Annotated in this window: 16 protein-coding genes and 1 tRNA gene; 13 read left to right on the forward strand and 4 right to left on the reverse strand. The window is 38.9% G+C overall.

Annotated elements, in window-relative coordinates; translation table 11 throughout:
* Nucleotides 1-149 precede the first annotated feature (149 nt).
* The 10 genes from ACPFYS_RS00040 to glgX all read left to right on the forward strand — a co-directional run bounded on the left by ACPFYS_RS00040 (nt 150) and on the right by glgX (nt 14,791).
* On the forward strand, nt 150-1,487 hold the full coding sequence (locus ACPFYS_RS00040; RefSeq protein ID WP_427876726.1) for a glycoside hydrolase family 3 protein: 1,338 nt from the start codon (nt 150-152) through the stop codon (nt 1,485-1,487).
* A 696-nt stretch (nt 1,488-2,183) separates the two neighbouring features.
* Complete coding sequence (locus tag ACPFYS_RS00045; RefSeq protein ID WP_427877686.1) at nt 2,184-2,723, forward strand: tryptophan transporter; 540 nt, start codon at nt 2,184-2,186, stop codon at nt 2,721-2,723.
* A 40-nt stretch (nt 2,724-2,763) separates the two neighbouring features.
* Complete coding sequence (locus ACPFYS_RS00050; RefSeq protein ID WP_427876728.1) at nt 2,764-3,366, forward strand: tryptophan transporter; 603 nt, start codon at nt 2,764-2,766, stop codon at nt 3,364-3,366.
* Nucleotides 3,367-3,538: 172 nt separating this feature from the next.
* Nucleotides 3,539-5,410 carry an ABC transporter ATP-binding protein gene (locus ACPFYS_RS00055; RefSeq protein WP_427876730.1) on the forward strand — a complete coding sequence of 624 codons (1,872 nt, stop codon included), beginning with the start codon at nt 3,539-3,541 and terminating at the stop codon, nt 5,408-5,410.
* Between the two features lie 41 nt (nt 5,411-5,451).
* Nucleotides 5,452-6,225, forward strand: a complete 774-nt coding sequence (locus tag ACPFYS_RS00060; protein WP_427876732.1) for an energy-coupling factor transporter transmembrane component T family protein — start codon at nt 5,452-5,454, stop codon at nt 6,223-6,225.
* A gap of 38 nt (nt 6,226-6,263) precedes the next feature.
* Nucleotides 6,264-7,355 carry a 1,4-dihydroxy-2-naphthoate octaprenyltransferase gene (gene menA, locus ACPFYS_RS00065; protein WP_427877687.1) on the forward strand — a complete coding sequence of 364 codons (1,092 nt, stop codon included), beginning with the start codon at nt 6,264-6,266 and terminating at the stop codon, nt 7,353-7,355.
* A 216-nt stretch (nt 7,356-7,571) separates the two neighbouring features.
* On the forward strand, nt 7,572-8,363 hold the full coding sequence (locus tag ACPFYS_RS00070; protein ID WP_427876734.1) for an ANTAR domain-containing response regulator: 792 nt from the start codon (nt 7,572-7,574) through the stop codon (nt 8,361-8,363).
* Between the two features lie 99 nt (nt 8,364-8,462).
* The gene (gene polA, locus ACPFYS_RS00075; protein WP_427876736.1) at nt 8,463-11,522 is read left to right on the forward strand and encodes a DNA polymerase I; all 3,060 of its coding nucleotides are present in this window, start codon (nt 8,463-8,465) and stop codon (nt 11,520-11,522) included.
* Between the two features lie 127 nt (nt 11,523-11,649).
* On the forward strand, nt 11,650-12,540 hold the full coding sequence (locus ACPFYS_RS00080) for a Nif3-like dinuclear metal center hexameric protein (protein ID WP_427876738.1): 891 nt from the start codon (nt 11,650-11,652) through the stop codon (nt 12,538-12,540).
* 112 nt (nt 12,541-12,652) lie between these two features.
* Nucleotides 12,653-14,791, forward strand: coding sequence for a glycogen debranching protein GlgX (glgX, locus tag ACPFYS_RS00085; RefSeq protein WP_427876740.1), 2,139 nt, complete (start codon nt 12,653-12,655; stop codon nt 14,789-14,791).
* A gap of 83 nt (nt 14,792-14,874) precedes the next feature.
* On the opposite strand, the gene ACPFYS_RS00090 is transcribed toward glgX, so the two are convergent.
* Entirely contained in the window at nt 14,875-15,987 is a 1,113-nt protein-coding gene (locus ACPFYS_RS00090; RefSeq protein ID WP_427876742.1) for an ABC transporter permease, read from the reverse strand.
* A 195-nt stretch (nt 15,988-16,182) separates the two neighbouring features.
* Between ACPFYS_RS00090 and ACPFYS_RS00095 the strand changes: the two genes are divergently transcribed.
* From ACPFYS_RS00095 to ACPFYS_RS00105, 3 genes are all read left to right on the forward strand, one after another.
* Nucleotides 16,183-16,256: transfer RNA gene (locus ACPFYS_RS00095), tRNA-Pro, on the forward strand.
* A gap of 85 nt (nt 16,257-16,341) precedes the next feature.
* Nucleotides 16,342-17,703: a 3-phosphoshikimate 1-carboxyvinyltransferase gene (gene aroA / locus ACPFYS_RS00100; protein ID WP_427876744.1), complete on the forward strand. Its 1,362-nt coding sequence runs from the start codon at nt 16,342-16,344 to the stop codon at nt 17,701-17,703.
* Between the two features lie 130 nt (nt 17,704-17,833).
* Entirely contained in the window at nt 17,834-19,015 is a 1,182-nt protein-coding gene (locus tag ACPFYS_RS00105) for an IS256 family transposase (RefSeq protein WP_004126753.1), read from the forward strand.
* A 159-nt stretch (nt 19,016-19,174) separates the two neighbouring features.
* Here the strand turns inward: ACPFYS_RS00105 and ACPFYS_RS00110 are convergent, their stop codons facing one another.
* The 3 genes from ACPFYS_RS00110 to ACPFYS_RS00120 form a co-directional block, all read right to left on the reverse strand.
* The gene (locus ACPFYS_RS00110) at nt 19,175-20,404 is read right to left on the reverse strand and encodes an acetate/propionate family kinase (protein ID WP_427876746.1); all 1,230 of its coding nucleotides are present in this window, start codon (nt 20,402-20,404) and stop codon (nt 19,175-19,177) included.
* 151 nt (nt 20,405-20,555) lie between these two features.
* Nucleotides 20,556-22,259 (reverse strand): phosphate acetyltransferase, encoded by a 1,704-nt coding sequence (gene pta, locus ACPFYS_RS00115; protein ID WP_427876748.1) that lies wholly within the window; start codon nt 22,257-22,259, stop codon nt 20,556-20,558.
* A 255-nt stretch (nt 22,260-22,514) separates the two neighbouring features.
* The gene (locus tag ACPFYS_RS00120) at nt 22,515-24,992 is read right to left on the reverse strand and encodes a phosphoketolase (protein ID WP_427876750.1); all 2,478 of its coding nucleotides are present in this window, start codon (nt 24,990-24,992) and stop codon (nt 22,515-22,517) included.
* Nucleotides 24,993-25,244: the final 252 nt, after the last annotated feature.

Consider the following 25,244-nt stretch of genomic DNA (forward strand, 5'->3'; position numbering starts at 1 on the left):
CAGTACTTTTATTTAAGTGTTGCAAGCAGAAAATATCTTATATGATTTTACTTTTTGGTTGCATACATGAATTGTGTGCTCTGTAAATAAAGTTGAGGATAACTATGCGAGACCGTAGAATGCGCAATAGAATGCGTAGTGTTGAAAAAATGAGGCGTCGCAATTCCGCGTATCATAGTAATGATTACGATCAACAGATAGGCGTATCTAATACTGGCAAACGTATAGCTGTTTTCGTGGTAATTGTTTCTATTATGGCTTTACTTTGTGTAGCTATGATGTTTGCTTTGAAGGTTTTACATTCTGAGTTTTCTTCTAAGACTATACAGTCACGTCAGCAGTCTTCTACTAAAATCAAAATTAGTAATGATGCTAAACGTATAAAAAATAATGATAATAGTAAAAACAAAGCAATAGTTGAAGATAACAGAAACGTCGATACTATCCTCGCAAAAATGACTCTAGAAGATAAAGTTGCGCAAATGTTTATGGTTCGTCCAGAAGATTTAAGCGGATTTAAAGGAGTCGTAACTGCTTCTGGTTCCCAAACTAAACAGTCTTTTGATGCTCTTCCTGTTGGCGGAGTTATGTACAGTGCAGACAATTTGCAGAATAGTAATCAAACTAAAACTATGATTTCTGGATTGCAGAAGATTAGTGAGTCTAGGCTTTCTTTGCCAGCTTTTATTTCAGTTGATGAAGAAGGCGGAACTGTTGCAAGAGTTAGTATAAATAAATCTATGGGTGTTAATAAATCACCAAATATGAGCGATGTTGGCGCTAGTGGTGATGTTAATAATGCTAAAAAAATTGGAAAGTATATGGGATCGTATCTTTCTGATCTTGGTTTTAATGTTGATTTTGCTCCTGTTGCGGATGTTCTTACGAATCCGAGAAACATGCTTATAAAATATCGTTCTTTCGGCTCAGATCCTGCTTTAGTTGCTCGAATGACAAGTGCTTTCAGTAATGGCTTGTGGGATTCGCACGTTTTTGCCACTTATAAGCATTTCCCTGGTCATGGTTCTACCTTTACTGATTCTCATAAAGGAACTACTATTTCTCAGATTACTGAGAGTGAACTAGACAAAACTGATTTAGTTCCATTCAAAGATGCTGTACGAAATGGTGTGAGTTTTATTATGGTAAGTCATGTCTCATATCCTAAAGTTACCGGCGATAATACCCCAGCTAGTATGTCTAAAAAGATTATGACTGATATTGCTCGCGAAAAACTTGGTTATAAGGGCATTTTGATTTCTGACTCTTTAGGAATGGGTGCTATAACGAATAAATACAATTCAGCTGATGCTGCTATTACTGGCATTAAAGCAGGTTTGGATATGCTTTTGTGCCCACAAGATTTACACCAGGCTTACAATGCTGTGATTAATGCTGTTAAAAAGGGAGATATTAGTCAAAGTCGTATTGATCAGTCTGTAAAACGTATTATTGCTGCAAAATTACGAATAGCTAATAAAAACTAGTTGTTTTGTAAATTTCAGCATGTTTAAATAATGCTCGGCGTTTTGCAAAAATTTTCTTTGCAAAATCCGAGCATTTTTCTTTTTCAATATGCTGATTTTTTCCTGTTATATAAAGGATTATTGAGAATTATGATTTTGCTTTAATTTTTTCTGCAAGATTCTGCGAAAAATATTTTTTATAAATTAGATTGCATTTGTACTTTTATAGTGTTAGCATCGATGACAACACAAACAAAGATCGTAATTTTTACGGATTGAGTTTGTGAATTGACCACACATAGTTAAGTTTTAAGTGCGAAAGGAGCGGATATTATGCGTACTGTTAATGCTGAAGTCCGTAATGCTCGTAGCGCTTTTCGTATGTGGTGGTGGCAGTCTTCTCTTTGGCGTGAGTTTACTCTGAAGTTCTAGAAGCTGCATAAAATTTTAGGCTTGTAAGACCTCCGGGTGAACCCGGGGGTCTTTTTTATATCCAAGCCTATCAATTAATTGCAAATTAGAAATCAACTGAAATAAAACCGGAAAACTAAGTAATTTCTTAAGAAATTTTCAAAAATTGAGATTACTCAAAAGTCAAGGAGAAAGATAATGACAAAAGCAACAAAAGCAACAAAAGCAGAATTAAATTCTGATGATATTGCAATTGCTAAAGACTCTTCAACTATTAAAGAATCAGCTGCAGAAATTTTAGGTAATATGCAAGTAAAGAAGAATGCGCTTGATATTACGTCTCTTGTGCTTGTAGCTGTTCTTTTCGCAGCCGGCTGCATTCTTGATTTTACAGTAGCTAAAATGCTTTCTATAGGTGGAAATATTCAACCTGAGTTTGTTATTGCTTCCTTCTGCTTGTCTATTTTGTTACTTCGTCCGAAGGTCTATCAGGGTGCTATTATCGGCGCTCTTGCAGCAACATTAATTCAGATTAATACTTCAGTACCGTTACTTGAGTATGTATGCGATATTCCTGCAGCTACTATTATGACTATTCTTGTTCTTGCTTATGTTCGTTTCTTCCCTAAGGATGCTAATCGTAAAGTAAGCGTATTCCCATTCATTGCAACATTTATTGCTACTTTAATATCTGGCTTAATTTTCGGCATTTGCGCTGCTTTGTTCGTTATTAAGAATCCTAATATGATTCCAATTTTTGCGGTTGTTGTTGCTGGGACTGCAGCTTTTAATGCAGTAATTGTTGAAGTGCTTTACAGCCCACTTAAGCTTATTCTTCACAAGTAATTTTTAAAAATATATTTGCAAGTATTAAAAGGAGATAAAAATGATTAATGCAAATAAAAATGGTGTACAAGTTAAAAACTCTACATCTGCAATATTAGAAGGCAGTAGTGTAAAAAAACGTACGCTTGATATTAATTCACTACTGATTGTAGCTGTTCTTTTCGCAGCCGGCTGCATTCTTGATTTTACTGCTGGTAAAGCTCTTGCTATTGCTGGAAATATTAAACCTAATTTTTTGATAGCATCATATTGCTTATCTATTTTATTGATTCGTCCAAAAGTATATCAGGGTGCTATTATCGGCGCTCTTGCAGCAACATTAATGCAAATTACTGCTACTATTCCTTTCATGAATTATTTGTGTGATATTGTTGCAGCTGTTGTTATGACTTTACTAGTTCTTGCTTATGTTCGTTTCTTCCCTAAGGATGCTAATCGTAAAGTAAGCGTATTTCCATTAATAGCAACGTTTATTACAACTGTTGTATCTGGAATGATTTTTGCTTCTGTAGCCTCTACATTTATAATGCATTCTCCTAAGACTATGATTGTTATGGCTCCGATTGTATTTGGAACTGCAGTTTTTAATGCTGTAATTGTTGGAGTTCTTCATACTCCATTGAAATTTGTTATTCGCAAATAAAGTAAATAGATAATTGAAAATTAATTTCAGCATGCGTGAGTTGATGCCAGTCAATATATGATTGGCGTCAACTTGCGTTTGTTGAAGTTGTTTTCAATGTAAAAGGTAAGCGTATCGGCTACCATTAATAATATTGTGCCTATTAGGGTTTGTGAAAAGTTAGGGATTTGTTATGTCTTTTAATGAAGAATCTGCCGCGCTTCATAAAGAAAAAGAGAATGTTGCTGAAGAAACTGGCAGCTCGCAAGTTAGTTGTTCTTTACTTGAACTTGATGAAGTATCTTTTCAGTACTCAAACCGTAGCAGCAGTGATAGCAATAATCCGGATAATAAAACTGAACGTTACGCTTTGAAAAATATTAATTTGAGAGTGGATGAGGGTGAATTTGTTGGAATTATTGGCCCAAGTGGTGCTGGTAAAACAACGCTTGCTTCGCTTTTTTCTGGTGCAATTCCTCATCACTATTCTGGTGTTCTTTCAGGAAGTGTAAAAATAGCGGGTCATGATACTAACAAACTTGCTCTTACAAATATAGCGTGTTTAATTGGTTCAGTAATTCAAGACATAGATGCACAAATGGTTGCCGTAAATGTTGAAGATGAGCTTCTTTTTGGTCTAGAAAATTTTGGAGTATCGCATGAAGAAATACCTAACAGAATAGATGAGGCTTTAGAAACTGTTGGTATTTCTGAGTTAAAGAATCGTGATTTAGACACTCTTTCAGGCGGACAGAAACAAAAAGTTGCTATTGCTGCAATTTTGGCACTTAAACCAAAAGTTATGGTATTAGATGAGCCAACTTGCGCTTTAGATCCTGTTTCCTCTAGAACTATTTTTTCTATACTGAGTGATTTAAACAAGAATTTTGGTATTACTATCGTAGTTATAGAGCAGAAAGTTGCATTGCTAAGTGAGTATTGCAAGCGTCTTATAGTTCTTTCTAAAGGAGAACTTGTGCTTGATGCTCCAGTTTCTAAAGCTTTGCAAAATATAGATTTACTTTCAAACGTTGGAATTAATTATCCTAGAACAACGCATTTAGTAAAACAGTTGCAGGATGAAAAAATATGCTCTAATGAAAATCTTCCTGTAGGGGTAGAAGAGACTGTAAATACAATAGTTAATACTATTAATACTGCTGAAAAATATTCCGGTACTTCTGTAATTCAATCTGCTAAAAAAATAAGTGAGTTCGAAACTACTAGAAATAATATTTCTGAAAATTCAACGCCTCGTCTTTCTTTGAAAGAAGTAAGTTTCCAATACAAAAACGGTGTAGAAGCTTTGAATAAAGTATCTTTCGACGCTTACGCTGGAGAATTAGTTGCTTTAGTAGGTCGAAACGGAGCAGGTAAAACTACTATTACTAAACTAATAAACGGTTTACTAAAGCCTACGGAAGGTTCAATATATATTGATTCTGTTAGCACTAAGCCAATGAAAATAAGTCAGATTGCAGCTTATGTGTCTACGCTTTTTCAAAATCCTGATCGACAATTGTGTAAAGAAACTGTTCTTGAAGAAGTATCTTTAAGCTGCACTTTGCTAGGAGATAGTGAAGAAGAAGCTAATAAAAAAGCTATGAAAATTATTGAGGAGCTTAATCTTAATCCTAAAGATAGTCCGTTTATGCTTTCTCGCGGGCAAAGGCAGATGGTAGCTTTGGCTGCAACTGTTGTAACAAAGCCTAAAATTTTACTTCTTGACGAGCCTACTTGCGGACTAGATTATCTTGAATGTATGCGAATTATGCAAGTTGTTGAACGGTTACGCGAAAACGGTTGCTGTGTGATTATGGTATGTCACGATATGGAAGTTGTTCTTGATTTTGCTACAAGACTTGTTGTTGTTAATAATGGAAAACTTGTTTGTGAAGGGTCTTCTAATACTGTGTTTGAGCAGCGTGATGTTTGTGAAGAAGCAGCATTATATCCTCCGCTTTTGTGTGCAGTTTCTCAAGGCTTAGTATCTAAAGGATTCACTCAATGCAAAGGATTGTATGAAAGAAGTGAATTAGTAGAAGCTTTACGAAAAGCCAAATAATAATAGATAGAAGATAGTAGAACAATAAAGGTGATGAGTGTATGCAAACGAGAATTTTAAATTATAATTCAGGCAACACGCTGTTTCATAAAGCTAATCCTATTGCCAAACTTGTACTTGCTATAAGCGTTGTTATAAGCGTATTTTTAGCGCAACAATACACTGTTTTAATTTCGCTCGCTGTGTTAATTCTAATAGGCATGGCTTGTGCTCGAGTTTTTAAAGCTTTATTCCCGCTTGTAAAAGCTATGTTCATACTTTCATGCGTTATGTTCATTCTTCAAACTGCTATTGCACAAAGCGGAAACTATTTGTTCTTATGGTTCACAAGATATGGTATTGAAATAGGCGTTAAAGCGTCGTTAAGACTTTTCTGTTTTGCTCTTCCTTTGATCAGCGTTCTTAGTGTTACTAAGCTTAATGATTTAGCTAATGCTGTTGTCCAATACTTGCATGTTCCTTACTGCTACGCTTTTACAATTATGACTGCTGTAAGATTTGTGCCAATTTTTGCCTACGAAATGTCGCAAATTACCGAGGCTCAAATGGCTCGTGGTGTTGAATTTGATACAAAAAATCCTTTCAAAAAGCTGAAGTTGATGATGCCTCTTATCGTTCCATTATTGGTTTCGTCAGTTCGTAAAGCGGATAGTTGCGCTTTAGCTGCGGAGGAGAGAGGATTCTATTTACGTACTCGAAAATCTGCTTATAAAAAGTACGTTTTTGGATGGAGAGGTGCTTTTTTGCTTCTTCTTTCTGCTCTTATAATAGCAATGCCAATTGCTGCATCTATTCTGCTTCCAAAGCTTTTCTAAAAGAGGTTTAACTCGTTATGAACAATACGCGAATACTTATTAAAAGCGTATCTTATTGGGTGAAAGGTGCTAGAGTATACACACTACCTATCGGTTTAGTTCCGGTACTGATGGCAGTGTCATTATCTTTAAGAGTGTTAAAAACTAACGGTGTGCAGTTTAGTTCTAATGTTTTACTGCAGTTTATTGTTCAGGCCGTGCTTTGTGCGTGTGTTGCCGTAGGAATGCAAGTTTCCGTAAATTACGCTAATGATTATTGCGATGGTATTCGCGGATTGGATGATAATCGCAATTTAAGATCCGTTCAAGGTCAAAAAAATAAATCTTTATGTGATGTTTCATGGCGTTTGGCAGATGCTGGAATATCTCCTAAAAAAGTTAAGATCGCTATTTTATTAAGTGCAGCATTCGCTTGCGTATGTGGTTTTATAGTCACAGTTTTATCTGGATTATGGTGGATGATTGCGCTGGGTGCGTTTTGTTTGCTTGGAGCATGGTTTTATGCAGGAGGAAAGCATCCGTATGGTTATAGCGGTTGGGGAGAAGTTAGTGCGTTCTTCTTTTTTGGTCCAGTTGCATTTTTAGGAACTCTTTGCGCAATGATTTACTCAGTTGGTATAAGCTCACAAAACGTGCATTTTACTTCACTGATTAATATTATTTCTTGTGTTTTAGTATCTTTTATTCCTGGGGGATATTCTGCATGTTTAATGATGATCAATAATCTTAGAGATATTAACGAAGATAAAGAGCATGGGAAAATTACTGCTATGGCTCGTTTAGGAGAGCGAAACGGTAGAATTTTAGCATCTTTGCAAGTGGCTTTGTTTACTACTATTGCTATTGCGTATGTATTTTTTGCAGTTGTTAAATCTACTTTTTTGCCTTCTATATGGGTGATTGGTGATGTATCAAAATTAAATGCTAGTAAAAGTTCAAACTCACTATTTTTGTTCTTATTTATTATCTTAACAATTGTTCTACTTTTAATTATTTTACTGATAATTATGAAAGCGCGCGTGCTTATTAAGAGCTTGTTAGAAGGCAATTATCGTAATTCTTTTGGCATGTGCGTTCTATCTGCTCTACTTGGAGCTTTAGCTTTTATCTTAGCTGCTTTTATTGGTTAAAACCTATATAATTCAAGGATTTTGGACGTGTCTTATACATGCTTGAGGGTAAAATCTACAGAACAGTATGACGCGTGCGCAAGCTAAACGCTGATAGTTTCGTTTGTACATAGTGTTGTGCGTGGGATTATTTGTGAATATGGGTGTTTGCGCTTACTATGCAAAGATAAGCATGGCGATGCTGCCCTGAGGCCTGTGTTAAGGAAAGAGGTTTGTATGTCTTTGGCGGACGTAAACAATGAGTTGGGTGACGAAATGCCTGTAGTTCTTAGTGATGATGAAATACGTAAAGCTGCGAATGCAGAAGACTCTGAGGGGAATGAATCTAAGTCTTCTAAAGAAAGTAGTGTACGCACTGTTGTTGTTGCTGAAGATGAAGCAGTTAACCGTATGGATTTAGTTGCAATGCTTGAAGATAACAATTATAAAGTTGTTGGGCAGGCTGCTAATGGAGAGGAAGCTATTGAACTTACTCGCACTTATCGTCCTGATGTAGTGTGCATGGACGTAAAAATGCCTGTTGTTGATGGTATTACTGCAGCTGCAACAATATGTGATGAAAATATTGCTCCAGTTGTTATGCTTACTGCATTTTCTCAAGCAGACTTAGTAAAGCAGGCAACTGGTGCTGGAGCAATGGCATATGTAACTAAGCCGTATGAAGAGTCTAAGTTACTTCCAGCTTTGGAAGTTGCTATGGGACGTTTCAGTGAAATAAATGATTTGTTAGATAGTGTAGAGCGTACGGAAAGCAAGCTACAGGATGCTCAAGATCAGTTACGTAAAACTGAAGAGAAGCTAAAGAAAGCGGAAGATACTCTTGAAGAGAGAAAACTTGTTGATAGAGCAAAAGGTTTGCTTATGGACAAAGCAGGTTTCTCTGAGCAGGGAGCTTTCCGCTGGATTCAAAAGACTTCTATGGATCAGAGAATTCCTAAGAAGCGTTTAGCTATGGCAATTATTGCTAAATATAGTGATGATAAGCCTAGTAGTTCTGCCGAAGCGTGACCTAAATTAAACTAGTAATAAGTTTTCTAAATTTAATAACAAACAATAATTGATTAATAAATATATTTAAGAATACGGAATGCAGGTGGGTTGCCAGAAGTGAGTACCGACGTCGTCACAGAATCTTCATTAAATGAGTATGTAGCAAAAGAGACGTTGTTGGTTGTAGATGGCCACTCTCTTGCATTCCGTGCTTTTTATGCGGTTGCTGCAGATAACTTTTCTACGAGATCAGGTCAAGCTACTAATGCTATCTGGGGTTTTGTTACTATGCTTTCTCAAGTTATTGAGAAAAAGCATCCTGATAAGCTTGCTATAGCCTTCGACGTTAAAGGTGGAACTTTTAGAAATAAATTGCTTCCTCAGTATAAAGCTACTAGAGATGCAACACCGGAAGAACTTCTTACGCAACTTCCAATAATCCAAAAAATGTTGGATGCATTGGGTGTAACTTACATAGTAAAAACTGGTTATGAAGGTGACGACATTATAGGAACTCTAGCTACAATGGGTTCCGAAGCTGGATACAAAACATTAGTGTTGTCTGGTGATCGTGACGCATTTCAGTTAATTAATGACAATATTACTGTGTTGTATCCTGGTCATCATTTTAAAGATCTTAAAGAGATGGATGCTGAAGCTGTGGAGGAAAAATACCATGTAACACCTTCACAATACCCAGATCTAGCAGCGTTGCGAGGTGAAACTTCAGATAATATTCCTGGAGTTCCTGGAGTAGGCGATGGGTATGCAGCTAAGTGGCTTCAGCAATTTGGTAATTTGCAAGGGGTTCTTGATCACGCTAATGAAATCTCTGGTAAAAAAGGAGAGTCTTTAAGAGAAAATATAGATCAAGTGTTGTTAAATCGTAAAGTTAATGCGCTTGTTTGTGATTTGGACCTTGGTGTTAGTGTTAACGAATTAGACTATGGTAATGTTCATGCAGATGAATTAGGAAAGTTACTTACTCAACTAGAGTTTGGTGACGCTAAAAAACGTAAGATTTTAAAAACTTTTAGTAAAGGCAATAAATTAGATATCGATTCGTCTATTAGAATTATGGAATCTGCTTGCAATGATGCGAATTCTGAAAATATAAGCGAGAACATTGATTCTAACTTATGCGACGATATGAATCGTTTCCAAGAAATCGTAGATAGCATAAGCGTAGTAAGAATCAAATCTAAAGAAGATGTAGAACAGTGGTCTAAACATCTTAGCGATACCATCGGCTCGTATATTAGTGAGATAGAAAAAAATAGTGGTAAAAAATCTTTAGAAGAAGAAAATAGTAATTCTACTATTTTCATAAATTCTGATCTTACTTGCTACAAGCCTTTAAAAGATAGAAAAGAAATAATCTTATACGCTCAAACTAGATTTGGTGAAGATAGCACTAGTTTGCGTGCTAATTCAATAGTTATGCTAGCAGGAAATAAAGCTGCAATAGTGAACGCTAGCGATTTAAAAAATAGTAGTGAGATTATTTCACAATTACGTGCTTTAATACAAAAATACATTCCAATAACAATTGTTTATGATTATAAAAAGACTTTGGGGCTTTTAAATTCATTAGCATTGTATTGCACTAAAGAATATGATGATTCTATAAAAAGTGACATTAATCCTCTTATTGATACTCGACTTGCTGCTTATTTAGTGGAACCTGATTTTACTGCCGAGAGTATAGAAAGTTTGGCTGAACATTTTCTTGATATACGGTTAGAAGGCTCACAAGATCTTGCGAATACAGCTGAGCAAGGCGAGTTAGATATACTCTCGTATGATAATGATGAATCTCAAAATAGTGATGACGATATTAGTCTTCAAAAAGAAAAGCAGCTTCTGCAGACAGCTATGCTTATTCTTTTTTTGTCTAGATATTTTGCGCCTAAACTTGATGCTCGTAAGCAAACTGGTCTTATGGTAAACCTTGAAATGCCTGTTTCTAGAGTCTTGCGCAAAATGGAAGATGTTGGTGCTGCTGTAGACATGAGGCGTTTGCTTGACATGCGCAATAAATTTGTAGCTGATTCTGAATTTGCTCAAAATCTTGCATGGGATATTGCTGGTGATCGCGTTAATTTACAGAGTCCAAAGCAGTTGCGTAAGACTATTTTTGAAGATATGGGTTTGAAACCTACTCGTAGAACTAAGAATGGCTCTTATACTACGAATGCTGAAGCTCTACAAGCTATGTATGCGAAGCTTGATCCAGAAGAAAAACCTAGCCAATTTTTGGGAGCTTTGCTTAAATATCGTGAAACTAATAAATTAAAGCAGATTGTGCAAAGTCTTATAGATGCAACTAATTTGCATGATACTCGTATTCATACTACTTTTGAGCAAACGGTTGCTTCTACTGGACGTTTAAGTTCGTCGGATCCTAATTTGCAAAATATACCTAATCGTAATGCTATTGGTAGGGAAATTCGTGCAGCTTTTGTTCCAGGTGAAGGATACGAGTCTTTGATGAGTTGTGATTATTCGCAAGTTGAGTTGCGAATAATGGCTCATGCTTCTTCAGACGAGTCATTAATTAAAGCTTTCTGCTCGGGTGTTGATTTTCATAAATATGTGGCAAGCCTTGTTTATAACATTCCTATGGAAGAAGTTAGTGCAGATCAGCGAAGTCACGTAAAAGCTATGAGTTACGGTCTTGCGTATGGTTTAAGTACTTACGGTTTGGCTAAACAGCTGGGTATTACGCCTGCTGAAGCTGAAGTGCTCAAAAATAAGTATTTTAGTACATTCGGCAATGTTCACGACTATCTTGAATCTTTAGTAGATAAAGCGCGAAAACTAGGGTATACAGAAACAATGTTTGGTAGAAGACGCTATTTCCCGCAGTTATCTTCTGCAAATAGGGTTGCGCGTGAAGCCGCTGAGAGGGGAGCTTTAAACGCTCCAATACAGGGAACTGCAGCGGATATTATGAAAATTGCCATGATTCGTGTAGATGAAAATCTTAAAAAAGCTAATGTAGCAAGTCGTGTAATCTTGCAAATTCATGACGAATTAGTCTTAGAAATTGCTCAAGGAGAAGAGCAGCAGGTTGAATCTATCGTTCGTGAAGCAATGGAACATGCTGTGGAGCTTAAAGTTCCGCTGAATGTCTCAACAGGAGTTGGTGCGGATTGGCAGTTGGCTGCGCATTAAAGATACTTAAAATTATGTATGTTTTTAGAAGCATTTGATTGTTATAGTAGAGTATTAACAGTGTTGTTTTATTTGTGCGTATTTAGTGCAAGTAAGATGCAGAACTAGGTTATAGAGAGGAAGATTTATGACTACGTTATATCAAACTGTTCAGGCACTTGAATCATTGTATCCATTAAAGAATGCGGAATCGTGGGATGCTCCTGGATTAATAGTAGGTGATTTGTCTTCCCAGGTTCATCGAATTGTTTGCGTTTCTGATCCTACACTAGCTACGGTTCGTAGAGCTTGCGGTATGGATGGTGATTTGCTTATAACGCATCATCCGCTTTTTTATAAGCCTGTACATGAAGTCTCTGGCAATGGTGTTAGAGGTGAGATTGTACGCTATTTGGTAGAGAGTCACTGCGCATTGTGGGTTGGTCATACTAACGCTGATGTTGCCTGGCGTGGTGTTGCTCACGCTGCTGCTGATTATTTTGGATTACAATATTTGCATCCGCTTGTTCCTTCGAAAGACACTGATTTGTACGGTAGAGAAGTCGGTATTGGACGAGTTGGTGAGCTTCCTGCACCTATGGCTTTACGCGATTTTGCTCAGAGAGTGTTCGATGCTTTGCCACAAACACAAGTTGGTGTACAAGTTTGCGGTGATATTAATACTATGGTTCGTCGTGTTGCAGTTGTTCCTGGAGCTGGTGACTCATACTTGGATAAGGTACGAGAGTGCGAAGCTGACGTGTATGTTACTAGCGATATGAGGCATCATCCTACTTTGGATTCGATTGAGCGTTCACGTTACGAATTACAGTTACGACAGTCTTGTGGTTTAATGAACGAAACAAATAATAGGGTTCGACCTGCTATAATAAACACTTCTCACAGTGCTATAGAATCTTTATGGTTCAACTATGCAATACCAGATATTGCTGATGCTGTTGAGAATGTTTCTGGAGCTAGACCAGAAGTTACTTGGTTTGGTATTGCGTGCGATCCTTGGAATTACGTTATACATTAGTTGTTTCGTGTTTTGCATGAAATACGTGTAGTTTTACAAATTTTAGTTAAGTTTTTACAAATAACGCCGACACTGTTATGAAACTTTAGCGAATATATGAGATACTGTAACTATGCAGATTAGACCAGGATCTATGTATCCGCTTGGAGCCAATTATGATGGTGCCGGCGTGAATTTTGCGCTGTTTTCCGAAGTTGCAAAGCGCGTTGAATTATGCTTGTTTGATGAGCAGGATAATGAAACTCGTATCGATATGATCGAGCAGAATTCCTATGTGTGGCATGTTTATGTGTCTGGAATTCAGCCAGGTCAAAGATATGGTTATCGTGTTCATGGTCCTTATGACCCTGCTCATGGTTTGTGGTGTAATCCACACAAATTACTTCTTGACCCTTATGCGAAGGCTATAGAAGGAAATATTGATGGTGATGAAAGCTTGTTCTCGTACTGGTTCAATAATCCAGATGATGTTACAGCAATGAATACTTTAGATTCAGCGCCTCATACTATGAAAGCAGCGGTTATTAACCCATATTTCGATTGGGGTAATGATCAGCATCCAATGATTCCTTACCATGATTGTGTTATTTATGAAGCACATGTTCGTGGTATGACTAATTTGGATCGCAAAGTTCCTCCTGAAATTCGTGGAACGTACGCTGGTTTAGCTCATCCAGATGTTATAGCGTATTTGAAAAAGCTTGGTGTTACAGCTATTGAGCTAATGCCTATTCATCAGTTCGTAAATGATTCTTTCCTGCAGAATAAAGGGCTGAGTAACTATTGGGGTTATAACACAATTGGATTCTTTGCTCCGCAAAATTCTTATTCAAGTTCTGGGCAGCGTGGCGAGCAGGTGAATGAGTTTAAATCCATGGTAAAGGCTTATCATGCTGCTGGAATGGAAGTTATTCTTGATGTTGTTTACAACCACACTGCAGAAGGTAATGACCGTGGTCCTACATTGAGTTTCCGTGGAATAGACAATCGTGCTTATTACCGTCTTGTAGATAATGATCAGCGTCATTATTTTGATACTACAGGTACTGGAAATTCTCTGTTGATGCGTTCGCCTAAAGCTTTGCGTTTAATTACCGACAGTTTGCGATATTGGGTTACGCAAATGCATGTTGATGGTTTCCGTTTCGATTTGGCTGCTACTTTGGCTCGACAGTTCCAGGAAGTTGATAAGCTTTCCGCATTCTTCGATATTATTGAGCAGGATCCTATAATTTCTAATGTTAAGCTTATTGCTGAGCCTTGGGATATTGGCGTAGGTGGCTACCAGGTGGGTGGTTTCCCTGCAAGTTGGTCTGAATGGAATGGCCGATATCGTGATTGTGTACGTGATTTTTGGCGTTCTCAACCTTCGACTTTACCTGAGTTCGCTAGTCGTTTAATGGGTAGTTCTGATTTATATGAGCAGAATGGTCGTAAACCTGTTGCTTCTGTAAACTTTATAACTGCTCATGATGGTTTTACTATGAACGATTTAGTGAGCTATAACGAGAAACATAATGAAGCCAATAAGGAAGGCAATAGGGACGGAGCAAACGATAATCGTTCGTGGAATTGCGGCGTAGAAGGCCCAACAAATATTCACGATGTTAATGAGTTGCGTGAGAGACAAATTCGTAATTTGTTCTCTACTTTACTTGTAAGCCAGGGTATACCTATGATTTGTGCTGGAGACGAAGTTATGCGTACCCAGCACGGTAATAATAATGCTTACTGCCAAGATAATAGCATTTCGTGGATGAGTTGGAATTACGACGAAACTCAGCGTGATATGTTTGATTTCGTTTCAAAGTTAATTCATTTGCGTTTGAGTCATCCTGTTTTGCATCGTCGTAGATTCTTTACAGGCAGATCTGCAAGTGATGACGTGTCCGATATTCCACAAGTAGAGTGGCTTGATCATAACGGTACAGTTATGGACATGGAAGACTGGTCAAATACCCATGCGCTTTCAGTAATGGTTTATTTGAACGGTTCTGACATTCCAGAAACAGACTGGTATGGAAGCAGAATGGTTGATAATGATTTTATCCTCATATTTAACGCACATTATGAGCCAATTACTTTCACTCTTCCAGATAAACGTTATGGTGAAAAATGGACTCTTGTTGTAGATACTAATAATCCTAAAGGCCCAGAATTGCATTATGAGGCAGGTTTCAATATTGTCGCTCGCTCTAGGAGTTTTATGCTTTTAATGAGCGAGAGCAAACCTGAACATCCTATGGATTAACTGTAGTCAATTTTATTAAATAAAAGTAAGGCGGATGGTATTAATCATCCGCCTTATTAGTTTTTATTTATTAATTTTGATATCTATGAATTGGCTTTAAGTTTTTCATCCAAGGCTTGAGAAATAAGCGTTCTGTTAATTTTCGATTGCAATCTATCGCTTTCCATTGCAGCAACTTGACGTGAGAACACAATAATCCAACCCAGGAAAAGCATGCAGGATAAAGCTTCAACATTTGTAAGAGTATTATTGCCCTTAATCCACTGGCTTCCAGCCCATGATGTTAGTAATACAGCCAAATCTGATGCTATGTAAAAAGTTTTTGAAAGCTGTGGAGCAAGCCAAGGTAGAAATATTAGCATAGTGCAAATCAGCCCTGTAACTCCTCTTGCGCAGGTGTCGTGCAGAACTGGGTGAGGAGTGTATCGGAACGTACCAATACCAATAAAAGCTATACCGCCAAGTATAAGCAGCATTGCCATAATTCCTGTACGAATGTAGAAGTGTCGTGGCGAACGTTTTTTATCGTTTTGATAAACTTGTTCTCTCTGAGTAGCTATGAATTCTGAAACCGCAAAGTAACTTGTAATAATAATGCATATTCCGGAAAGTATTAAAGTTGCGTTAAACATGCTGGCTGCAAATGTTGTGCGGTCACCTAGTTGAGAGAAGTTGTTGTTATACCAGTATGGATCGTCAGAGGTAAGTCCTGCTGTTGCTGCTCCTGAAATTACGAAAAGTGGTAGCAAAGAAGCTACAGTTTTTGCTTCCAGCAATTCTGCTTGAACTAAAGTTGCGTATCCTACAATTCCAGAAAGTGCAGAGCATAAAACGGGAAGATAACTGTTAACAACAGCCCTACCAACGATGCTATTTATAATAGATAGCATCGCAAAAGACATAAGAAACATTGTTGCGCCGTAAATAGTTGATAACGCAACTAATTCAAAAACGTGCTTAGCAATTCTAATGATTTTTTGTTCATTAAAGAAATAGTTGGTTCGCAAATATCCTACCGCAAAAGTGCACATACTGCATGCTGCTACGATACCTGATGTTACGCTAAATAATCTTTGACTTACTAGCCATATAGGAGGCATAGCAGACATGTACCATGATATTACGGCTATACTAATTACTGCGCATACTAAGAAAGCAATAAGTCCCGCAGCTTCAGCGCGTTGAAAACGTCCCATATCGATCCTTGCTAGTTGTAAGTCTTTTACTATTTTAGCTTGTTATATCGTATTTATAACAGTTTTGTGTGAATAGTTGAATTATTTGTACTGAAAATATTACAAATTTATAGTGTGTCGTGGTTTGCGTTTGTCGAAAATCTGCGCTAATATAGTCAATTGTGCTCAGAAGCCATGGTTATGGTTTTGAAGCCTCGGGGTGTAGCGCAGTTTGGTAGCGCGCCTGCTTTGGGAGCAGGATGTCGCAGGTTCGAATCCTGTCACCCCGACTTTTTTATATCTAATGAAATATGCGTATTTTGCTTTTTTTTTATTCTTATTCAGCCGTACATATTTATAGATAGTATTCATAGTATGAGTGATATTAACGATACTGCGGATTGCACTACTTCTTGGAAAGCACCGTGTGCTAATCATCAATTAAAAGCTTTTATTGAGGTTCCTGGTAGTAAATCATTATCGAATCGTTATTTAATTTTGGCAGCAATAGGTACAAAACCTGTAGTTTTACGAGGATTATTGCGCTCGAGAGACACAGAGCTTATGATTAACGCTTTATCTACATTCGGAGTTAAATGTGAGTCGCTAAATGAAGATGGCACTAAACTTCGCGTAATTCCTCCAGAAGACGAAATTTTTAGAGTTCCAGATAATGCTGAAGTGTATTGCGGTTTAGCTGGAACTGTAATGCGCTTTGTTACAGCTTTAGCTTTATTCGCAAATAAAGCTGTGAGATTTGACGGAGATAAACAAGCTTACGCTCGTCCTATGAAGCCAGTTCTTGACGGCTTAGAGCAGCTTGGTGCTCGCGTAGAGTATCACGGAGAGGATGGTTTTCTACCTTTTACTATTACTCCGCCTGCGATTGAATCTAGAATAAATGATTTTTCTGAAAAAGTTGTGCAAATTGATTCTTCTTCATCATCACAATTTATTTCTGCGCTGCTTCTGATTGGCTCGCGTATACATGGGGATTTAAGTCTTAAGCATACGGGATCAACATTGCCAAGTATGCCGCATATTCGTATGACTATGGACGATATTTGCAAAGCTGGTGGTGTTGTAAATATGACTAGCAACGCAATATGGCATGTTAAAGAGAGCAAAATAGCTTTAGCGGATACTGTTACTATAGAGCCTGATCTTTCTAATGCTGCGCCATTTTTAGGATCGGCTTTAATTAACGCAGGAAGTGTCAGCATACCTAATTGGCCACTTTCAACAACTCAACCTGGGGGATTGCTTCCTGGAATATTAGAGAAAATGGGAGCAAAAATTAGTTTTGAAAAAACAAGCGATGACGCTGGAATAATGCATGTTGAAAGCAATGGTGTGATTAATGCAATTCCATATCTTGATTTGAGTGCAGCAGGGGAGATTGCTCCGAGTATTGCAGCAATTCTTGCGTTTGCGGATGGGCCAAGTGAACTTCATGGTATTGCACATTTGCGAGGTCATGAGACGAATCGTTTGCAAGCTTTAGTTAAGGAATTGAACCGAGTTGGGATTGGCGCTAAAGAGCTTGAAGATGGCATTCGCATTGAGCCAAATAATAATATGCATGGGGAAGTGATGGAAACTTATGCAGATCATCGCATGGCAACTTTTGCTGCAATGTTAGGTTTGCGCATAACTGGTATTTACGTGAAAAACATTGAAACCACGCGCAAAACAATCCCTGATTTTCCAGGAATGTGGCATAAAATGCTTGAATAATAAATAATCCCGGGTCAAAAGGCTGAGAGTGTACAATATTTTGTGTAAACACAAAAAAGAGTATAAAAAAAGAAGCCACTAGTTGTATAATTAATCTACCAAAACAAATTAACAAAGGAGTGACTTCTAAATGGATTTTAACACAGAATTGACAAAAAGACTATTACAAGGTGACAATATTAATCACTTATTAAAAGAAGCGATTGAAAATGGGATTAATCAATTACTTCAAGTTGAATTAACAGAGCATTTAAACTACCCTAAACATTCTGTAGAGGGATATAACACCGGAAATTCAAGAAATGGTGGCTATAATCGTAAAATTTATTCAGAATATGGTATTTTAAATATCCATATTCCACGAGATCGTAACGGAGAATTCGAGCAAAAAATTATTAAAGCTTATAAAAGAAATTCCGAAAAATTAGAAGAGGTTATTATTAAACTTTATTCTAAAGGCTTTACTAACCGTGAAATTGCAGAGTGTATCGAAGATATTTACGGTCATCACTATAGCCCTACTACCGTAACAAATATTACAAAACAAGTTGAAGACTCTGTTAAAGAATTTCATCAAAGAAAAGTTCAATCTCGTTATGCAGTGATTTATGCTGATGCAACGTATGTTCATTTAAGAAGAGCTACTGTTCAAAAGGAAGCTGTTCACTTTTTAGTAGGAATTACTCCAGAAGGCAGTAAAGAAATTCTTGATTATGCAATCTATCCTACTGAATCTGCTGAACACTATAAAGAAATGTTGGAATCATTGAAACAAAGAGGATTACAAGAAGTTTTACTATTTATTACAGATGGACTTAGTGGGGTTAAGACTGCTCTTTTAAGCGTGTTTCCTAACGCAAAATATCAAACTTGTTGGGTTCATTTAATCCGACAATTACAAAAGAAGGTAAGAGTTGAAGATAAAAGAGAATTAGTAGATTCACTTAAGAAAGTTTATCAATCAAACAATAAAGAAGATGCAGAGAAAAAATTAAACGAATTTCTAGAAAACATACACAAACGTTATCCTAAAGTCTGTGCAAGTATTGATTCAGTTTATGACGATTTATTAGTCTTTTTTGACTTCCCTAAACAAATTCGTCAAAGTATTTATACGACTAATTTAATTGAAAGTCTCAATAAGCAACTAAAAAAACGATTAAAAGCAAAGGAACAGTTTCCAGCAGAGGATAGTTTAAATCGTTATCTAGGAGTATTTTGTATTGAACAAAATGAATTATCTAAAGAAAGAATTCATAGAGGATTTGGATTAGCGTCTTATGACCTGCACGAAAAATTCGAAATCCAATAATATTTGCTTTTCGTAGAAAAGCAAATATTATTGGATTGATAGCTTGATTGACAACTAGTGGAGTTTACACAAAATTCTTGACACTGCCAAAAGGCTCGGGATTATTTATATTTATTTATCTATTTATTTGTTTGTTTTACGCTGTTAAGCGCCAACGATTTAGTGCTTAAACTTGTTACCGTAGCTATCTTCGCCAGCTTCAGCAATAGCTGCAGCCTTGCGTGCGATAGCCAACTCTTCGTTCGTTGGAATTACAGCAATAATCACAGAGCTGTCTGGAGTGGAAATAACGCGTGGCTCCTTAGAACGAACAAGGTTCTTTTCCTTGTCAAGCTTAACGCCGAATGGCTCAAGCTTTTCGCATACGCGAGCGCGCACGATTTCGTCGTTTTCGCCAACGCCTGCTGTGAAGGTGATAACATCGACGCCACCCATTTGAGCAGTGTAATTGCCAATGTATCCAACAATGCGATGAACGTATACGCCGAGAGCAAGCTTAGCGTTTTCATCACCTTCAGCAATAAGCTTATGAATATCACGCAAATCGCCGTGGCCAGTCATACCCATCATGCCGGAACGCTTGTTGAAGAGAGTATCAAGCTCGTCCACGTTCATATGAGCGTTGCGAATAAGGTGGAAGACTACAGCTGGATCAATATCACCGGTACGGCCGCCCATCATCAAGCCTTCAAGTGGGGTTAAGCCCATAGAGGTTTCAATTGGCTTACCAGAAATCTGAGCAGAAGCAGAAGCACCGTTACCAATGTGCAAAACAATCTGCTTCAAACCTTCTGCAGGCTTACCTACAACGCTTGGAACAACAGAGCCAATGTATTCGTGAGAAGTGCCATGAGCACCGTAACGACGAATATGATAGCGATCTGCGATTTCCTTATTCAAAGCATAAGTTGCTGCAACCTGTGGCAAATCATGGAAGAATGAGGAATCGAATACCATAATTTGTGGAACATCTGGCAAAAGTTCAGTCATGACTTCAGCGCCAACAGCTTCTGGGCCGTTGTGAAGTGGAGCCAAAACTGCCAAATCCTTAACCTTATTGATTGTCTTAGTGTTTACTAATGCAGGCTTAGGGAATGTTAATCCACCCTGAACAACGCGGTGGCCGACAGCAACAATGCCAGACTCTGAAAGCTTTGGACCATATTCCTCGAAGAATCCAAGTACGCGTTTCAAACCCTGCTCGTGGTCATGAACTGGCTCATCGAACTCATGCTTTTCACCATTGAATACGTGCTTGTAGTGGCCGTCAACTGGCTCGCCAATTTTCTCAACGATGCCGGAAGCGATACCTTCTCCGCTTTCCAAGTCAACGAGCTGATACTTAATCGAACTAGAACCAGAATTGATAACAAGAACGGTTTTTGCCATGTGGGCATCCTCCATAAAGTATTAAATAAGGCCGTATATTGCCATGTGATATTGTATCGTCAAGTTCCTACAACACTAGTGAAATCTAGTATTGTAGGAACTCAAAATTTTAATATTTAGTTATAAAATTAATTTTGTTTTAAAATACAATTTATGATTGAGCTTCTATAGCAGTTAGAGCAACAGTATTAATAATGTCTTGAACAAGAGCTCCTCGAGATAAATCGTTAACAGGTTTATTTAAGCCTTGAAGTATTGGGCCTACTGCTAGTGCTCCGCTGGATCGTTGTACCGCTTTGTAAGTAATGTTTCCTGCGCATAAGTCTGGGAATACGAAAACGTTAACGTGACCTGCAACAGAGTTTTCTTTTGCTTTTGCTGCTGCAACTACCGGAGACCATGCTGCATCGAATTGTATTGAACCAACTACTGCTAAATCAGGAGCTTTCTGTTTAACTAACTGTGTAGCTTCTTCTACTAAATCTACGTCTGGGCCTTTTCCAGATCCTAGAGTTGAGTACGATAACATTCCGACTTTAGGTTCAATTCCGAATGCTAAAGCTGTGTGAGCAGATTGTATAGCAATATCAGATAACTGTTCAGCAGTAGGATTTGGGTTAATTGCGCAATCTGCGAATACTGCTACATGATCTTTGAAACACATAAGGAATGCTCCAGAAACCAGCTTAGAACCAGGCTTAGTTTTGATAACTTGAAGAGCAGGACGCACAGTGTTAGCGGTTGAATTTACAGAACCAGAAACAAGGCCATCTGCTTGACCTAGAACTACCAGCATTGTGCCGAAGTAGCTTGCATCAGCTAGCTGTTCTCGCGCTTGCTTTTCTGTCATTCCTTTCTTTGAACGCAATTCGCAAAGCTTTGTAACCATATGGCTAAGCATTGCTTCATCGTGCATTGATTGGAAACTTGCTTTGCAAACTGATTTAAGATTTAATTCTTCGGCTCGTTCCAATATAGATTCACGTTCTCCGACAATTATTAGGTTGACTATATCTCGTTCGAGTAAATAATCTGCCGCTTTAAGAATACGATCTTCTTCTCCTTCTGGCAAAACTATTGTTTTTTTATTAGATTTTGCTTTACCAAGTAAACTGTACTGAAAAGCGTATGGTGTTGTTGGTGCATTGAACGGTTGTCGAAGTGTATTAAGTAAGTCGTCCTCATTTACGTATTTAGTAAAAGTTTCTAATATTTTGTCAGTATTTTTCTCGTCTAAAGGTGGCAAAATCCATAGTGGTGTTTGGCTTACTTTAGATTTTTCTTCGTTTAGATTTATGTAATTTCGAGAAGTATAGTTTCGTACTACTTCGATTCCTAAATCTTCAGGGCAGTTTGTTACAAATACGCCTAAAACTTTCGTACAGGACTTAATAATACAAGCGTTTGCTGAATCAATTGTCTGTAAAATTTGCTGAGCGTTTCTTCCATTAGCTGATACTGTTAGCAAAACAGGAGAAGCTAAATCTGCTGCTACTGTAGCGTTGAAAGTAAATAAATCTGGATCATATACTTGAGTTTCTTCAGTTGTAATAATCACTGATGCTTGAGATTTTGTGCTTTCAATTAATTCGTGGTAATGCGAGACAATATCTCCGCGTAATGTTTCTTTATTTGATAAAACTGTTAGAGGATCTGTTGCTACAATCTGTTCTTCTGTTGCTGTAGTTTTAGATATTCTGATAAGTTCACTTGTAAAAGCGTCGTTAATATCTGCTGATGTTCTAAAAACAGTAGTAGCGTAATGGTTTGCTAATATGTGTGTTACGCCTAGCGATACGGCATTGTGACCTTTTGCGTCTTCAGTGCTTATAATAGCGACATTTACGTGTGACACGATGTGTTCTCCTTTGATACGTTCGTGTTACTTTAGTATGTTTTTATATTGCATGCACTAATTTATTGCCGTATGCGCTCTGCAATACAATCCAACTTCGTCTATTGTATGTGAATTGCGTAATGTACACGCACGAAAATAGTTGTTGCTTAGTATATTTTTTGTGTTTTTATTTTTATATAAATCGGGAGTTAATCCGTTTGGACTAACTCCCGAAATGTTTATTTAACCAGTTTTAACTTTATCAGCTTAAAACTACTCGTTATCGCCAGCGGTTGCAGCGGTAGCGGTGACAGCGCCTGGCTTGTCGGTCTTAACGCCTGGCCATACCCAATCGGTGTAGTCTGGGTGATCGAGACCGTTGTCGACTGCATACTGGAAGGCTTCGAGGCGGAAGTCCTCGAGCTTCTTGATTTCGTCGGCATACTTAGCGGCGTCAACCATGCGCAAAGCTTCAGCGGTAAGCTCGTAACGATCCATGTCGTTAACGCGAACCATGTCGTATGGCGTGGTGGTGGAGCCCTGCTCCTTGTAGCCATGAACGTTGAAGTTGTCGTGGTTTGGACGATCGAAGATCAAGCCGCGAACGTCATGTGCATAGGAGTGGTAAGCGAGAAGGACTGGCTTGTCAGCGGTGAAGAGCTCAGTGAACTCTTCGTCAGTCAAAGCCTCGTTGTTTTCCTTAGCGGACTGCAACTTGAGCAAGTCAACAATGTTAACGACCTTGAACTTAACGCCAAGCTTGTTCAACTTGTCGGCAGCGGCCATCAATTCCTGCTGTGGAACATCGCCGATACCAGCGAGAACAACCTGAACTTCGTCATTGGTCTTAGCGTTAGATGCCCACTTCCACTCAGCAGCACCCTTCTCGAGCTCTTCGCGAGCTTCGTCGAGGGTCAACCAAGTAGCAGCTGGCTGCTTACCAGCGAAGATAGCGTTAATCATGTTGGTGGACTTGTAAGCCTTTTCAGCAACAGCAAGCAACATGTTGGAATCTACTGGGAAGTAGATGCCGATTACGTGATCGTTGTTGAAGGTCTTGTTCAAGAGCACGGAGGTTACGCCTGGATCCTGGTGCGAGAAGCCGTTGTGATCCTGACGCCATACGTGAGAGGATACCAACAAGTTCACAGAGGAGATTGGCTTACGCCATGGGATCTCACGAACGGTAGCCTCAAGCCACTTTGCGTGCTGGTTCAACATGGAGTCGATAACGTGTACGAAGGACTCGTAGGAGCTCCAGATGCCGTGACGACCGGTGAGCAAGTAACCCTCAATGAAGCCTTCCATCTGATGCTCGGAAAGCTGCTCGGTGACCTGGCCGGTAACAGCCATGTGCTCATCAACTAAGCCAGAAAGGTAGCCAGCATCCCACTGCTTGTTGGTTACTTCATAAGCAGCCTGCAAACGGTTGGAAGCAGTCTCATCTGGTCCGAAGATACGGAAGGAATCTGGGTTGTTCTTGATGATGTCACGAGTGTAAACACCAAGACGACGGGTAGCTTCGAGCTGACCCCAGCCGTGACCGAATTCCTTAACTTCCTTGACTTCGTAATCCTCAAGCTTTGGAAGCTTCAAGTCTTCACGAATACGACCGCCGTTGGCGTTTGGATTCTCACCAATACGGAGTTCGCCCTTTGGCATGAAGGAAAGAACGTCTTCTTTCACAGCGCCCTTTTCATCGAAGAGCTCTTCAGGCTTGTAGGACTTCATCCAGTTCTTCAAAACCTCGAAGTGAGCTTCGGTGTCGCGAGCAGATGCCAGTGGCACCTGGTGTGCACGCCAAGAACCTTCGGTCTTCTTGCCGTCGATGAACTTCGGGCAGGTCCAACCCTTTGGAGTGCGGAAGATAATCATTGGGTAGTAAGGGCGAGTTACATCGTTAGTCTGAGCCTCAGCCTTAATATCGCAAATCTCATCGAAGATGGTTTCGAACATGTCGGCGAAGCGACGGTGGATGGACATGTGATCCTCATCGTCGAAGCCAGCAACGAACTCGTATGGCTCGTAGCCCATGCCGTGGAAGAACTCATGAAGCTCTTCGTCAGAAATACGGGAAAGAATAGTTGGGTTAGCAATCTTGTAGCCGTTCAAGTGCAAGATTGGAAGAACGATACCGTCGGTACGTGGGTTCACAAGCTTGTTGGACTGCCAACCGGTGGCCAAAGGACCAGTTTCAGCTTCGCCATCGCCGACGATTGCTGGAACGAACAAGCTTGGGTTGTTCATAACAGCGCCGTAAGCGTGGGAGAGTGCATAACCAAGCTCGCCGCCTTCGTGGATGGAACCTGGGGTTTCAGGAGCGAAGTGAGAAGGAATGCCGCCTGGATAAGAGAACTGACGGAAGAACTTCTGCAAACCAGCTTCGTCCTTGGTGATCTTTGGATAGTACTCAGTGTAAGTGCCGTCGAGGTAGGACTGAGCAGTACCAGCTGGGCCGCCGTGGCCTGGACCCATGATAATCACGGTGTTCTGCTGGTGATCAGCGATAAAGCGGTTGATGTGGCCGATAAGGAAGTTCAGGCCTGGGGTGGTGCCCCAGTGGCCCACCAGACGATGCTTAACATCTTCGCGAGTAAATGGCTCCTTCATTAGAGGGTTGCTGCGAAGATAAATCTGACCGATAGCGAGGTAATTAGCAACGCGCCAATACTTGTCTACGCCTTCGATAGCTTCCTCGGAAACTGGAGCGTTGAGCTTCTTCCAAGGGGTGCCAATAACAGGACTCGTCATGTGTACTCCTGTACTCAAGCACTTTTCAGTGCAATTTGATCATTACCATTTGGTTATAGAAGCTGAAAAACAAATGTATTCAGCTCTTTTTCCATCCGTTTCAGTATAGTGCCAGCGTCTGACTTTTGTTCGTTTGATTACTTACTGCGTGCGAATTTGTTGAAAAAATGTGTTAAAGTGTTCATAAAAAACTGTTCAAAAGTATCATTTATGTTATATTCTATGTTAACTTCCTTGTATTACTACGGTTCT

It is taken from the genome of Gardnerella sp. 2492, from assembly GCF_050320365.1.
Taxonomy (GTDB): domain Bacteria; phylum Actinomycetota; class Actinomycetes; order Actinomycetales; family Bifidobacteriaceae; genus Bifidobacterium.